Origin of the sequence: Bacillus paramycoides, assembly GCF_001884235.1 — a bacterium.
Lineage (GTDB): Bacteria > Bacillota > Bacilli > Bacillales > Bacillaceae_G > Bacillus_A > Bacillus_A paramycoides.
In genome coordinates, this window is record NZ_MAOI01000069.1 from 60,382 (window position 1) to 73,363 (window position 12,982).

General features: G+C 36.5%; 16 protein-coding genes and 1 pseudogene. 14 read left to right on the forward strand and 3 right to left on the reverse strand.

Going from position 1 to position 12,982, the window contains the following annotated elements; translation table 11 throughout:
- The first annotated feature begins 10 nt into the window (after nucleotides 1–10).
- The 5 genes from spoVAD to BAU28_RS12800 all read left to right on the forward strand — a co-directional run bounded on the left by spoVAD (nucleotide 11) and on the right by BAU28_RS12800 (nucleotide 4,315).
- Nucleotides 11–1,027, forward strand: a complete 1,017-nt coding sequence (spoVAD, locus tag BAU28_RS12780; RefSeq protein ID WP_071718745.1) for a stage V sporulation protein AD — start codon at nucleotides 11–13, stop codon at nucleotides 1,025–1,027.
- 3 nt (nucleotides 1,028–1,030) lie between these two features.
- A complete protein-coding gene (gene spoVAE / locus BAU28_RS12785) occupies nucleotides 1,031–1,381 on the forward strand; it encodes a stage V sporulation protein AE (RefSeq protein ID WP_000345912.1) in 351 nt (116 codons plus the stop codon).
- 5 nt (nucleotides 1,382–1,386) lie between these two features.
- On the forward strand, nucleotides 1,387–1,956 hold the full coding sequence (spoVAEA, locus tag BAU28_RS12790) for a stage V sporulation protein SpoVABEA (RefSeq protein WP_001254419.1): 570 nt from the start codon (nucleotides 1,387–1,389) through the stop codon (nucleotides 1,954–1,956).
- Nucleotides 1,943–3,415, forward strand: coding sequence for a spore germination protein SpoVAF (spoVAF, locus tag BAU28_RS12795; protein WP_071718746.1), 1,473 nt, complete (start codon nucleotides 1,943–1,945; stop codon nucleotides 3,413–3,415). Before spoVAEA ends, spoVAF begins: the two co-directional genes overlap by 14 nt.
- A gap of 96 nt (nucleotides 3,416–3,511) precedes the next feature.
- Nucleotides 3,512–4,315: a Cof-type HAD-IIB family hydrolase gene (locus BAU28_RS12800; protein WP_071718747.1), complete on the forward strand. Its 804-nt coding sequence runs from the start codon at nucleotides 3,512–3,514 to the stop codon at nucleotides 4,313–4,315.
- Nucleotides 4,316–4,395: 80 nt separating this feature from the next.
- Here BAU28_RS12800 and BAU28_RS12805 read toward each other — a convergent pair whose 3' ends face one another.
- Complete coding sequence (locus BAU28_RS12805; RefSeq protein WP_002173296.1) at nucleotides 4,396–5,262, reverse strand: DUF1002 domain-containing protein; 867 nt, start codon at nucleotides 5,260–5,262, stop codon at nucleotides 4,396–4,398.
- Nucleotides 5,263–5,449: 187 nt separating this feature from the next.
- Here BAU28_RS12805 and BAU28_RS12810 point away from each other — a divergent pair, with 187 nt between their 5' ends.
- The 3 genes and pseudogenes from BAU28_RS12810 (at nucleotide 5,450) to ribT (ending at nucleotide 6,735) form a co-directional block, all read left to right on the forward strand.
- Nucleotides 5,450–5,887: a peptidylprolyl isomerase gene (locus BAU28_RS12810; RefSeq protein ID WP_025150154.1), complete on the forward strand. Its 438-nt coding sequence runs from the start codon at nucleotides 5,450–5,452 to the stop codon at nucleotides 5,885–5,887.
- A 229-nt stretch (nucleotides 5,888–6,116) separates the two neighbouring features.
- Nucleotides 6,117–6,299 (forward strand): annotated as a pseudogene (locus BAU28_RS31565) (hypothetical protein).
- A gap of 67 nt (nucleotides 6,300–6,366) precedes the next feature.
- A complete protein-coding gene (ribT, locus tag BAU28_RS12815) occupies nucleotides 6,367–6,735 on the forward strand; it encodes a GNAT family N-acetyltransferase RibT (protein ID WP_071718748.1) in 369 nt (122 codons plus the stop codon).
- A 20-nt stretch (nucleotides 6,736–6,755) separates the two neighbouring features.
- On the opposite strand, the gene BAU28_RS12820 is transcribed toward ribT, so the two are convergent.
- Entirely contained in the window at nucleotides 6,756–7,274 is a 519-nt protein-coding gene (locus BAU28_RS12820; RefSeq protein ID WP_071718749.1) for a DUF309 domain-containing protein, read from the reverse strand.
- A 99-nt stretch (nucleotides 7,275–7,373) separates the two neighbouring features.
- Entirely contained in the window at nucleotides 7,374–7,469 is a 96-nt protein-coding gene (locus BAU28_RS12825) for a YjcZ family sporulation protein (protein WP_000510194.1), read from the reverse strand.
- Between the two features lie 169 nt (nucleotides 7,470–7,638).
- Between BAU28_RS12825 and BAU28_RS12830 the strand changes: the two genes are divergently transcribed.
- The 6 genes from BAU28_RS12830 (at nucleotide 7,639) to phnF (ending at nucleotide 12,914) form a co-directional block, all read left to right on the forward strand.
- Nucleotides 7,639–8,382 (forward strand): segregation/condensation protein A, encoded by a 744-nt coding sequence (locus BAU28_RS12830; protein ID WP_002173293.1) that lies wholly within the window; start codon nucleotides 7,639–7,641, stop codon nucleotides 8,380–8,382.
- 171 nt (nucleotides 8,383–8,553) lie between these two features.
- On the forward strand, nucleotides 8,554–9,126 hold the full coding sequence (scpB, locus tag BAU28_RS12840; RefSeq protein ID WP_002173292.1) for an SMC-Scp complex subunit ScpB: 573 nt from the start codon (nucleotides 8,554–8,556) through the stop codon (nucleotides 9,124–9,126).
- 78 nt (nucleotides 9,127–9,204) lie between these two features.
- Nucleotides 9,205–10,107 carry a ComEC/Rec2 family competence protein gene (locus BAU28_RS12845; protein WP_002173291.1) on the forward strand — a complete coding sequence of 301 codons (903 nt, stop codon included), beginning with the start codon at nucleotides 9,205–9,207 and terminating at the stop codon, nucleotides 10,105–10,107.
- Nucleotides 10,108–10,317: 210 nt separating this feature from the next.
- Nucleotides 10,318–11,460 carry an N-acetylglucosamine-6-phosphate deacetylase gene (gene nagA, locus BAU28_RS12850; protein ID WP_071718830.1) on the forward strand — a complete coding sequence of 381 codons (1,143 nt, stop codon included), beginning with the start codon at nucleotides 10,318–10,320 and terminating at the stop codon, nucleotides 11,458–11,460.
- A gap of 4 nt (nucleotides 11,461–11,464) precedes the next feature.
- Nucleotides 11,465–12,253, forward strand: a complete 789-nt coding sequence (gene nagB / locus BAU28_RS12855; protein WP_002173289.1) for a glucosamine-6-phosphate deaminase — start codon at nucleotides 11,465–11,467, stop codon at nucleotides 12,251–12,253.
- Nucleotides 12,183–12,914 (forward strand): phosphonate metabolism transcriptional regulator PhnF, encoded by a 732-nt coding sequence (gene phnF / locus BAU28_RS12860; protein ID WP_071718750.1) that lies wholly within the window; start codon nucleotides 12,183–12,185, stop codon nucleotides 12,912–12,914. The genes nagB and phnF overlap by 71 nt, the downstream gene beginning before the upstream one ends.
- The last annotated feature ends 68 nt before the right edge of the window (nucleotides 12,915–12,982 follow it).

The following is a 12,982-nucleotide window of genomic DNA, read 5'->3' on the forward strand; positions in this document are numbered from 1 at the left end:
AGGGATAGGTATGAGGTTGACAGGAAAACAAACGTGGGTATTTCAAAATGATATCTTCGTGAATGCAACTGGTACTGCCGTCGGTCCGAAAGAAGCTGAAGGCCCTCTTGGAAAGGATTTTGATATTTCATATGCTGACTTACATTGTGGAGAGGAAAATTGGGAACTTGCTGAGCGAAGGTTAATGTCAGACTCGATTCAACAAGCGATGCAAAAAGGAAATATCAAAAAATCGCAAATTGATTTCTTTTTAGCGGGTGATTTATTAAATCAAACAGTGACCGCAAATTATGTTGCTCGTGAGTGTGGTATTCCTTTTTTAGGAATGTTTAGCGCTTGTGCGACGTCAATGGAAACTTTAGCGATTGGGGCAGCCTTTATAGACGGTGGATTTGCGAATCGCATCTTAGCTACAGTAAGTAGTCATAATGCGACGGCTGAAAGACAATTTCGTTATCCAACAGAGTATGGAGGACAAAAGCCAGGAACAGCAAATTCAACGGTTACTGGAGCAGGATCCATATTAATTAGCAATGAAGAGAGTGCAATTAAAATAACGGCAGCTACGATTGGGAAAGTACAGGACTTAGGAATTGCGAATCCTTTAGATATGGGATCGGCAATGGCACCAGCTGCTGCTCATACAATTCAACAGCATTTTGAAGATTTAAGAAGAAGTGCCGCTGATTATGATTTGATTGTTACGGGTGATTTATCAGCTGTTGGGACACCAATTGCGAAACAACTTTTACTTGAGGAAGGATATAATCTCGGGAATATATACAATGATTGCGGATTAATGATTTACGATTCGAGTCAGGAAGAAGTGTTTGCAGGTGGTAGTGGCTGTGCTTGTTCAGCGGTTGTAACGTACGGGCATTTATTACGTGAGATGCAAAAGGGGAATTTACAACGAATTCTTGTTGTTGCTACTGGAGCATTATTAAGCCCGATGATGATGCAACAGAAGGAAACGATTCCGACAATCGCGCACGGTGTTGTATTTGAAAGAGTGAAAGGAGAGTGAATTGTGGATTTTATATATGCATTTCTTGTAGGCGGAGCTATTTGTGTAATTGGACAAGTGTTGCTAGACTTCGCCAAGTTAACACCAGCTCATTTAATGGCAACATTTGTAGTCGTTGGGGCTATATTAGATGGATTCGGATTGTATGATAAGCTTATAAAATTTGCGGGTGCTGGGGCAACGGTCCCTATTACAAGCTTTGGGCATTCGCTACTGCACGGAGCAATGCATGCGGCAGAAAAACATGGATATTTAGGAATTGGAATCGGTATGTTTAGCTTAACGTCAGCGGGTATTTCAGCAGCAATATTATTTTCATTTTTTGTAGCACTTATATGTAAACCGAAAGGATAAATCAAATGAGACGAAGGGTTGTTTTGGTCACAGATGGAGATGAATATGCAAAGCGGACAATTGAGCTGTTAACAAAGGAATTTGGGGGAAGGTGTATTTCAGCATCGCAAAGTAATCCAACCAAATTGACAGGGAAGAAAGTTGTTGAGCTTATTATGCAAACACCATATGACCCTGTATTTGTCATGTTTGATGACAGCGGATTTATAGGAGAAGGATCTGGTGAAAAGGCGTTAAAATATGTCGCAACACATAAACAAGTTGATGTACTTGGTATTTTAGCAGTAGCGTCTAATACACATCATTGGGAATGGGCACGTGTAGATGTAAGTGTAGATCGGAATGGGAATTTGACAGAATACGGTGTGGATAAATTTGGACTTCCAGATGGTGAAATTGGCAGGATTAGTGGGGATACGATTTATTGTTTAGATGATTTGAATGTTCCTGTCATTGTGGGGGTCGGTGATATTGGTAAGATGTGTGGAAATGATGAATGGGAGAGAGGATCACCTATTACTAGAAAAGCGATTCAATTAATTTTGGAAAGGAGTGGGTTTTATGACGAAGCCTAAAAAAGTGAATATCCCTATTTCATCTTTTTTAAGTGATAATGAAAATTATTTAAAACAAACGGTTGGACTAGGTGTTACATACGATGTGGGTATTCGTAAATTTCAAATTTTAAATAAAGAAATTGGTGTGTTATTTGTAAATGGACTTTGTGATACAAATTATATTATCCCTATTTTAGAAGAAGCGGTGGATACAAATGAAATAAGAGATGTAGAAGAAGATACAGTGAAGCTTTTAGAGAATCGTTTAATTCATCAACAAGTAAGTAAAGTGAAAACGATGGATGAGGTAATGCTCCAAGTATTGTCTGGACTCATTATTATATTTGTGGAAGGTGAAACGGAAGCGTTCGCAATAGATGTTCGTAGTTATCCAGGGCGGACACCGACAGAACCAGATACAGAAAAGGTAGTACGTGGTGCAAGGGATGGCTTTGTTGAAAATATCGTTGTAAATACAGCTTTAATTCGTAGAAGAATACGCGACCCACGTCTTCGAAATGAAATGATTCGAGTAGGGGATAGGTCGCAAACGGATATTTGTATTACATATGTACAAGATGTTGCAAATCCGGATTTAGTGAAGATTATAAAACAAGAATTAAATAATATTGATGTAGACGGGATTACGATGGCGGATAAAACGGTAGAAGAATTTGTTGTCAAACAAAGTTATAATCCATTCCCGCTTATTCGATATACAGAAAGGCCCGATGTAGCAGCAAATCATCTATTAGAAGGACATGTGCTAGTGCTCGTTGATACGTCACCAAGTGCGATGATTACGCCAACGACATATTTCCATCATTTACAGCATGCAGAAGAGTTTAGGCAAAATCCAGCTGTAGGTACATTTTTACGTTGGATACGTTTTTTAGGCGTTATATTTTCGCTGTTCTTACTGCCATTTTGGTTAGTTTTTGTATTTGATCCAACTCTCTTACCGGAAAATCTTGCTTTCATTGGACCAAATAAGATGACGCATTTACCGATTTTATTACAAGTTTTGATGGCAGAAATTGGACTTGAATTTTTAAGGATGGCAGCTATTCATACACCGACACCGTTGTCGTCTGCAGCAGGATTAATTTCTGCCATATTAATTGGTCAGATTGCAATTGATGTAGGTTTGTTTGTACCAGAAGTTATTTTATATGTAGCGGTTTCTATGATTGGATCATTTGCAACGCCGAGTTATGAACTTGGACTTGGAAATAAGGTCGGAAAATTGTTTGTCATTATTTTGACAGGTGCCTTTCATGAGATGGGATTTGTAATCGGAATGACTATATTGATTTTATTTTTAGCGTCTATAAAAAGTTTACAAACACCGTATTTATGGCCGTTTTTACCGTTTGATTGGGGTGCATTAACAAAAGTTTTACTCCGTCCAACTATGTCTAGTTTAAAGGTTCGTCCAAGTATTGTAAGACCTCAAAATGTGCGAAGACAAAAATAAGCGGGATTATGCTCCCGCTTATTTTTTATTGAAAAATTATTGCTTTTTTAACAAAAACCAAACATTTTTTTTGTACAATTAGAGTAGATATTGTGTATGAAAGGGGAAGAGGACATGATTAAATTATTTGTAAGTGATTTAGATGATACGCTCGTTTACAATGTGAATCATATGCAAAAAGAAGATGAACGAGCGCTTTGTTGGTTAGCTGAAAAAGGGACAAATATTTGTTTTGCCTCTGGCCGTTTTACTCACCGAATTAATGAGGCGGTAGAAAGGTTTTCGTTCCCATATTACACAACAGGTTTAAATGGAGCGACAATGTTACTACCGGATGGAAAAGTATTTCATGAATCGAGTTTTGAAGATGGGGTTGCCCAGGAAATATATCGATATATACATAAAAAGGGACTGGCAGATATTGTATGTGCAAATGAGCAGCGATATACAAAAAGGAAGAATGAACATCATCATACTTTTGAAGAGTATATGGGAGTGCATATCGCTGAAATAGAAGCATTAGAAGAGGAATTTGGGAGGACTGTACATCCTGCGAAGTTGTTTATTTTTGGGGGTGAAGAGAAAATTGTAGCATTAGATCAAGAATTGCGAGATACATTTCATAGCGAAGCGGAAGTTTTTATATCGGGTAAGCGCTACGTTGACATTATGCCAAAGGGAGTAAGTAAGGGGAGCGCTCTGAAGCGATTAATGGAATATTTAAAAGTTGAGGCAAAGGAAGTCGCGTGCATTGGTGATTCTTTTAATGATATTTCTATGTTTGAAGTAACTCCGCACTCGTTTACTCTTCATCATGCTCATCCGTATGTGAAAGAGAAGGCAAATCATGTTGTTCGTTCGGTTGAAGAGGCTATTATGAAATTACCTTTGCTCGTATAAAGTGAAACCTTAAATCCTGCTAATTATTAGCTCAGACGCTCGTTAATGCAAAATAAAAAAGCTCGTCAAAGACGAGCTTTTTACTTAAATAATGATTTAACAAAATCAATGATACTAGAGAAGAAATCTTTTACTTTATCTAAGAAACTTTGTCCTTCTTCAGATCCTAAGAAGGCCGATACATGGTCTTTTGCTTTGTTTAATTGGCTACCAACTTGGTTCCAATCAATATTAAGATTTTTCATTTTATCAAATAACGCTACTAAGTTATCCAACTGTTCATCTGTTAATGTAATACCGAGTTGATCAGCAATTTTTTTTATTAATGAACGTAAATCTTCAGTAGTTTTTGGCTGTTCTTTTGCAATTTCTTCTTTAATTTTTGCAACAAGTTGAACTGCTTTTTCTTCACCGATTTTATCACCAAGTTTTGCTGTTTGTACCATTTCTTCATTGGCTACTTTTTTAACATCTTCTGGAATTTCTTTGTTCGATGTTGTTTCATATGCCTTCATTAAACCGGTTAAAGCAGCGGTTCCAGAAACTTTAAATGGTGCAGTAATTTGAATCTCTGCATCTTTCACACCTGCTGTAATAAGTGCATTTGTGTACATTGCATCTGTTATCGAATTAATGTTTTTTGAGCGTACAATGAGACCTGACCCTGGTTTTGTGTATGTAATCATAGAAGAGGAAATTGCTCTCGTACCAATTTGTGCTTTTGGAACAATTCCTTCTAGAAATTTATGTTCTTCCGCATTAGACACAGTAATAATTGTAGCATCTTTTGGTGCTTTCATTTCTTTTAACAGATCTTGTTTTTGTTGTTCAGATAAGTTTTCTCCTAGTGTAACAATTGATTCTCCCTCAATGATGTCTGCAAATGAAGCTGTTGGCATAATAAATACGGCTACAGCTAATAGCAGAGCTAGTAATTTCGCTTTCACGAAAAATCGCTCCCTTTCTCTTTCTAAAATTTTCGGGCAACACAGTTATTATAGTATATTTTTCTTATTTGTCACCTAGCTTTTTCCACATTTCAAAAAAGAAGTATGCAGATTGTCGGATTCTTTTTGTTTCTCGTCATGAATATGGTAATATAGTGCTGAGATAGTTGAAAGGAGACATATACGTATGAAAACTTTAGGATACATATTAATGGAAAATGGTGAAAAAATCGAATTGGAATTTTTCCCAGAAGAGGCACCGAAAACTGTAGAAAACTTTAAAAAATTAGCAGAGCAAGGATTTTATGATGGTGTGACATTCCACCGCGTTATTCCTGGCTTCGTAAGCCAAGGTGGAGACCCAACAGGCACAGGTGCAGGTGGCCCAGGTTACTCTATTCCATGTGAAACTGATGGAAACCCTCATAGACACGTTGTTGGCTCACTTTCTATGGCACATGCTGGCCGTAATACAGGTGGTAGCCAATTCTTTGTTGTTCATGAGCCACAACCTCATTTAGATGGCGTACATACAGTGTTTGGTAAAGCGACGAGCGGTATTGAAACAGTATTAAACATGCGTCAAGGCGATGTAATGAAAGAAGTTAAAGTTTGGGAAGAATAAGTTATGAAAAAAAGAGAGCAATTGTGCTCTCTTTTTTATTTGCTCAAATAGGAATTGGGATATATTCTATAGTACATGATACAGATAGGACGGTTACTACTGTTAAAATATATTGTTCATGAGAACAAAGTTTTAACAAAATACATAGAATACATTAACAATTATATGCTTCAATAAATGGATTTCTTTTATCATATTATTTTTGCTAGAATTACTTTGTTCAAAAGTGATTAATAATTATGCTGTGATGAGCAGGGATTTTCCTTTTAGTTCCTATGCAGTCGTGTTTTTTTGTGTAGTTTACTGGAAACAAATAGTGTGAAAACATATATTTGACTTTCTTCTTTACGCTTTGTATGATTATCAAGTTGTTTTAGACTCTTCTCACTCTGGTGAAAATACTGTAGAATGAATATGATGTGAAAAGAGTGATTGAGGGGATTAATAGTTTATAACTTTTGTAAGAAGGGATAAGGGTTATGTTAATTCGTTTTAAAAAAAGTTATGAAAAGATTGCAATGGGGCTTCTTTCATTTATGCCAACTGAAAAAGATGTAAAAACATTACAATTGACAATGAAAGAGTATGAATCGAAAGATGATTGGCAACTGTATTTGTGGAAACAAAACGAAGATTTTGTTGGGATAATGGGGATTGTAAAAAAAGAGAATCATGTATTAGAAATTCAGCATTTGAGCGTGAACCCGTCTCACCGTCATATGGGGATTGGGACGAAGATGGTTCAAGCGCTTAAGATTAAATTTCTTGAGTTTACAATTTGCGGAAATGAGCAAACAGCAAGTTTTTGCAAAAAGTGTAAAGAACTTGAACAAAATATACATTCATGAAAGCAGGGATAAGTAGTTTATTATCTCTGCTTTCTTTTTTGTAGTTGTTCGTTTCGTTCAGAAATGACTTCTGTTCGATCACGTAATGTGTGCTTATTCATAATGTATTCACCAGGAATGGCATTCGCATCTTTCCAAGATAGGTTTTGTTTCTTACATAACTGTATGCAGTGACGTTCTAATGTAGCATCTAATAATGGTAAAAATAACGGAGCGAAATTTTCTTTTTTATGGATAGATAGTAATCTTTCATTTAATAAGAATAGTAGCTGTTTATGATCTATTCCTAATTGTTGTAATGACACACTGTTCTTTTCTAAAAGTGCTATTGAACTTTTTATCATTCTCTCTGCGCCATTCCAGTTGGAGCGTCTTTGATGATATAAAGAAACTGCAATTTGAATGAGACCAACTAAGTAATTGTCACGCTCTCCTCTAGGTTTTAATTTCCAATACTCTTCTAGTATTTCATGACATTCAAAATAATCATAATCTCCGTGAAAATGAATTAAAAATTGTATGTATTCGGTAGGATACATTTTTTTCGCCCCTGTCTAACTATTATATGTACAGTGTATCATAGAAATATTAACAATAAGCGACTAGGGAATTTTCCGTAGTCGCTTTATTGCCTCATGTTAGCAGAAGCAAGCCGCTCCTACAATGATTAGTAAAATGAACAGTACAACAAGTAATGCGAATCCACCGCTAAAACCGCAATCAACGTGACCCATAGTTTTTTGACCTCCTACATTGTTCTTACTACACTGTTATCATATGAAGCGGTGGGCATTATGACATGGGCATAGGTCTATTTTTAATTAAATTTCTTAAAAAGGTTGGATAGAACATGAGTATGCTCTATACTTATGGTGTTATAGAAAAAATGTGGTGGGATGCTTTGTGCAGTATAATTTTAAAGTAGAGGCATTTGAAGGGCCTTTAGATCTATTGTTACATTTAATACATCGTTACGAAATTGATATATACAATATTCCTGTAGCGGAAATTACAGAGCAATATTTATCTTATGTCCATACGATGAAAGAATTACAATTAGATGTTGCTAGTGAGTATTTAGTAATGGCAGCAACGTTATTGCAAATTAAAAGTAAAATGTTGTTACCAAAACAAGAAGAAGATGTACCTGATAACGGTGAAGACTTTATGGATGACCCTCGTCAAGAATTGATGGAGAGGTTAATTGAATATAAGAAATATAAGCAAGTTGCTACTGAGTTAAAAGAAAGAGAACAAGAAAGAGCACAGCTATATACACGTCCGCCAATTGATTTTACATCATTTCAACAAGAAGAGGAGACAAGCTTACCTCTTGATGTTACATTATATGATATGTTAGCGGCATTTCAAAAGCTAATGCGTCGTAAAAAAGCAAAGAACCCTGTGACAACACGAATTACTCGTCAAGAAATACCAATTGAAAAGCGAATGACTGATATTCTACAGCAGTTAGAAACAAAAGGCGGTCGTCAAAGCTTTTATGATTTGTTTGCTGATGAAGAACGAGAAATAATGGTTGTAACATTTTTAGCGGTTCTTGAGCTGATGAAAAACCAACAAATTATTATTGAACAAGAGCATAATTTTGATGAAATTTTCGTATCAAGCTCTAATAAATCCATATAGATTCAGTATAGTTTATTAGGGTGGAAAATGAGAGGGAAATACTTTATCTCATGATCGTTTTTAGTGTATCGTTTGGAACAAGAAAAGAAATATTGAACCGAACGCATTGACTGTGATTCGGTTTTTTTATGTGTATTTTTTTGGAAAAGACAGGAGGAAGGAGTTCGTAAAATGGATAGAAAAGAACAAAAAGCAATTATTGAAGGACTTTTATTTGTTGCCGGTGATGAAGGGATTTATCCAGAACAAATAGCGAAAGTTCTTGAAATTGAAGTGGAAGAAGTAAGAAACAGTATAGAGGAAATGCAAACGGAATGCGAAGGAACGCATCGCGGCTTGCAAATTGTGCAATATGCAAAAGTATATCGTTTTGCAACAAAGAAAGAGCATGCTTCGTATTATCAAAAATTAATAGATACCCCAACCGCGGCTTCACTTTCTCAAGCAGCTCTTGAAACGTTGGCAATCGTTGCATATCGTCAACCGATTACAAGGACAGAAATGGAAGAGATTAGAGGTGTGAAAACGGACAAGGCATTACAAACGTTAGTTTCGCACTTACTTATAAAAGAAACGGGAAGAGCGGAAGGCCCAGGGCGTCCTATCTTATACGGAACTACGAAAGAATTTTTGGATACGTTTGGATTAAAAACATTAGATGATTTACCATCGCTTTCTGAAGAAAATGAACAAATGAATGAAGCAGATTTATTCTTCGGTTCTTTACAGGAATTATCAAAATAAAAGCTTAGCATTTTGCTAAGCTTTTTTTGTATATCAATTACAGGGCGTGCCATACTAAATGAAAAAAGGAGACGAGTTATGAGAGGTGTACGGAGTATTCTATTGTTGGTTTCTGTTTTATTATGTTTTTCGCTAAACAGCGCATCGGCTAAAAGATATATGATGACTATTCATACTGCGTCTTCTTTACATATGCAACGGCAACATTTAGGGAAAATGAAAGTGAGTTTTTTAAAAGTTGGACAAGGTGATGCGACACTTATTACCTTGCCAAATGGCCAAACGATGTTAATTGATGGAGGGCCTTATGAAGCGGGAGAGGTCATTATTCAAAAGCTAATTGAAAAAGGGATTAACCACTTAGATGTTATTGTAGGTACGCATCCTGATATGGACCATATAGGTGGACTTATTCCGATTGTAGAACAAATGCCAGTCTCACTCGTATTAGATAGTGGGAAAACATATAGTTCATTTACTTATCATACGTATCGGAATAATATTAAAAAAAGGGGCATACCTTTCGTTTCAGTGAAGGAAGGACAATATATACCGTTAGATCCACATGTTTCTATACAGGTGTTGAACAATGGGAAATCGAAAGATGAGAATAATGAGTCTTCAATTGTTCTAAAAATTCGATATGGTAAAGCAGACTTTTTATTAATGGGTGATGCTGATGTACGGACGGAAAATGAAATATTAAAGCGATTTGATGTACATGCAGATGTGCTAAAAGTGGGGCATCATGGCTCGTATACTTCAACGAGTGAAACATTTTTAAAAAAAGTAGATCCACAATTCGCTATTCTTTCATACGGAAGTAAAAACCCGTATGGACATCCTCACCAAAGTGTAGTGAGACGATTAAAACAGCGCGGTATAATGCTATATGGAACAAACAAGCGAACAGTAGAAATAGAAACAGATGGTGAACATATTGCCATGTGGTCGAGCGGCTGGATGCCATTACTTAAGTAACAAATTATATAAGAGGTTATTGTCCCTTTTTGGAAAAAATGAATAACATATATTATAATTGTGAGAGAAACAATTAATTTCCTTTTTTACTGAACAAAGAGGAAATTTCATTAGAATGTATAGACAACTACTCGTGTGTATATTAAGATGGAATTAGGCGAATAAGGTAATAATAACAAGTAGGTATTTCATGGGAAAGGATCGATGAAAATGAAAACGCAAGTTGTCATCAATGCCAAAATTTATACAGGTCAAGAAGTAGTGGAAAACGGATTTATTCGTTACGCAGAAACAATTAAAGAAATTGGTTTGATGGCTCAATATGTCTCACAAGAAAATGAAACTGTTTTAGATGCGGCAGGGAAGATTGTGATTCCAGGTATGATTGATGTTCATATTCATGGTGGGTACGATATTGATGCGATGGATGCAAATAGCGATGGATTAGTAACTCTTGGTAAAGAAATGTTAAAAGAAGGAGTTACAACTTACTTCCCAACAACAATGACACAAGCTCCAGAAGCGATTGAAGTGGCACTTAGTGCTGCGAAGGAAGCGAAAGAAAAAGGAGCACATTTCGAATATATTCACTTAGAAGGACCATATGTTTCAAAAAAACGTGCGGGTGCACAACCTCTTGAACATATTGTTCCTGCGAGTATCGAGCAATTTAAACAATGGCAGGAAGCAAGCGGTAATCTAATTAAATTAGTAACATATGCGCCAGAAGAAGAAGGTGCGTTAGAGTTTGAACAGTATCTTGCTGAAACAGGTGTTGTTGGCACAATGGGGCACACAGATGCGATGGATGCACAACTGAAAAATAGAAAAATTACACATGCAACACATTTATACAATCAAATGCGTGGATTACATCACCGTGAACCAGGAGCTGTTGGCCATGTGTTATTAAATCCAGATGTAATGGTTGAAGTAATTACAGATGGCATTCATATTCACCCTGATATGGTGAAATTAGCATATAAATTAAAAGGACCGAAAAAAGTAAGTGTCATTACTGATGCAATGCGTGCAAAAGGTCTTGAAGATGGATTATATGAGCTTGGCGGACAGCCAGTACATGTAAAAGATGGAAGTGCCCGATTAGAAGATGGAACGTTAGCTGGTAGTATTTTGAAAATGGATCAAGCCTTCCGAAATGTAATTGAATTTACAGGATGTTCAATCGAAGATGCAGTACTGATGACATCAGTTAACCAGGCAGAAGAGTTTGGATTAAATAATAAAGGTGCGTTAGCGGTAGGTAAAGATGCAGACTTTGTTGTTATGACTGAAGAATTACATGTATATGATACGGTTCGTTTAGGAACTCATATGAAGGAAGGGAAGTAATTAGATGAAAATTCTTGTTGTAAAAACTCCAGAAGAATTAGCAGAAGCAGGCTATAAGTTAATTGAAGAGGTTGTAAAATCAAAAGAAAATCCAACATTAGGAATGGCTACTGGAAGCTCTCCATTAGGTATTTATGCAGAAATGCGAAAAAATAAACTTGATACAAGTCATGCAACCACTGTAAACTTAGATGAGTACGTAAATTTACCACACGAAGATAAAAACAGCTATCACTATTTCATGCAAGAACAGTTGTTTGATCATCTTCCATTTAAACAAACTTATGTACCAAACGGGATGGCAAGTGATTTAGAGGAAGAGTGCAAGCGTTATGAAGGCATTCTAGCAGCTAACCCAGTTGACTTACAGATTCTTGGAATCGGTGAAAACGGTCACATCGGATTTAATGAGCCAGGAACACCATTTAATTCTCCAACTAACATTGTGGAATTAACAGAATCTACGCGCCAAGCAAATCTTCGCTTCTTTGAGAATGAAGAAGATGTGCCGACTCATGCGATTACAATGGGAATTGGAAGCATCATGAAAGCGAAACAAATTCTACTTGTTGCTATGGGATCTAAAAAGGCAGAAGCTATTAAAGAATTATTGCAAGGTGAATATAGTGAGGTGTGTCCTGCTACAGTTTTACAACGTCATCCGAATGTAACCGTAATCGCAGATCCAGAAGCTCTATCTTTATGCAGTGAGGCGATTGCTGATGAACATCGACAAGTATTCACCATTTCCGATCTATTATCAGATTCAAGAGTGGGTGAAACAGCTAATTGAGGACGGCGAATGGAAGCCGGGAGATAAAATTCCATCTGAGAATGAACTTTGTGATAAGTTCGAAGTGAGTCGTATGACAATCAGACAGGCAATTAATAACTTAGTGGAACAAGGATATTTATACCGGAAACGTGGAATTGGAACATTCGTTCAACTTCCGAAAGTGGAGCAAAAGTTGCAAGGGATGACGGGATTCACAGAAGATATGATTTCTCGTGGTATGAAACCGAGCAGCCAGTTATTGAGCTTCCGCCTAGTTCCAGCTACTGCTAAAATAGCAGACCGGCTGAGAATACAAGAGGGAGAGTCGGTTTATGAAGTGAGGCGTACTCGCTTAGCTGATGACGAACCGATTGCATTTGAGACGACATATTTGTCGCCAACTCTTGTGAATGATATTAACGAAGAAATATTGCAACAATCTTTATATGAACATTTAGAGAAAAAACTAGGCTTTAAACTTGTTCGCGCTACTCAATCAATTGAAGCTTCAATCGCAACAGATAATGAAGCTGAACATCTGCATATTCCTAAAAAGGCGCCTGTACTTGTAATGCGTCAATGGTCATATTCAGAAGGTGAGTTACCGTTAGAGTATGTGAAATGTATTTATCGCGGTGATCGTTATAAGTTTATTACGAACATCGCACGTAACAAGTAATATATTTCAGTTTGTGAAGTACAGTGAACTTTCATGTGTTCAACATGTAAAGAAAATAAAAATACGAC

Coding starts and splice junctions, on each gene's coding strand:
- spoVAEA (WP_001254419.1), top strand. CDS start 1,387: ATGAGACGAAGGGTTGTTTTGGTCACAGATGGAGATGAATATGCAAAG.
- spoVAF (WP_071718746.1), top strand. CDS start 1,943: ATGACGAAGCCTAAAAAAGTGAATATCCCTATTTCATCTTTTTTAAGT.
- scpB (WP_002173292.1), top strand. CDS start 8,554: ATGGATAGAAAAGAACAAAAAGCAATTATTGAAGGACTTTTATTTGTT.
- BAU28_RS12810 (WP_025150154.1), top strand. CDS start 5,450: ATGAAAACTTTAGGATACATATTAATGGAAAATGGTGAAAAAATCGAA.
- phnF (WP_071718750.1), top strand. CDS start 12,183: ATGAACATCGACAAGTATTCACCATTTCCGATCTATTATCAGATTCAA.
- nagA (WP_071718830.1), top strand. CDS start 10,318: ATGAAAACGCAAGTTGTCATCAATGCCAAAATTTATACAGGTCAAGAA.
- nagB (WP_002173289.1), top strand. CDS start 11,465: ATGAAAATTCTTGTTGTAAAAACTCCAGAAGAATTAGCAGAAGCAGGC.
- ribT (WP_071718748.1), top strand. CDS start 6,367: ATGTTAATTCGTTTTAAAAAAAGTTATGAAAAGATTGCAATGGGGCTT.
- spoVAD (WP_071718745.1), top strand. CDS start 11: ATGAGGTTGACAGGAAAACAAACGTGGGTATTTCAAAATGATATCTTC.
- BAU28_RS12800 (WP_071718747.1), top strand. CDS start 3,512: ATGAAAGGGGAAGAGGACATGATTAAATTATTTGTAAGTGATTTAGAT.
- BAU28_RS12820 (WP_071718749.1), bottom strand. CDS start 7,274: ATGTATCCTACCGAATACATACAATTTTTAATTCATTTTCACGGAGAT.
- BAU28_RS12845 (WP_002173291.1), top strand. CDS start 9,205: ATGAGAGGTGTACGGAGTATTCTATTGTTGGTTTCTGTTTTATTATGT.
- BAU28_RS12825 (WP_000510194.1), bottom strand. CDS start 7,469: ATGGGTCACGTTGATTGCGGTTTTAGCGGTGGATTCGCATTACTTGTT.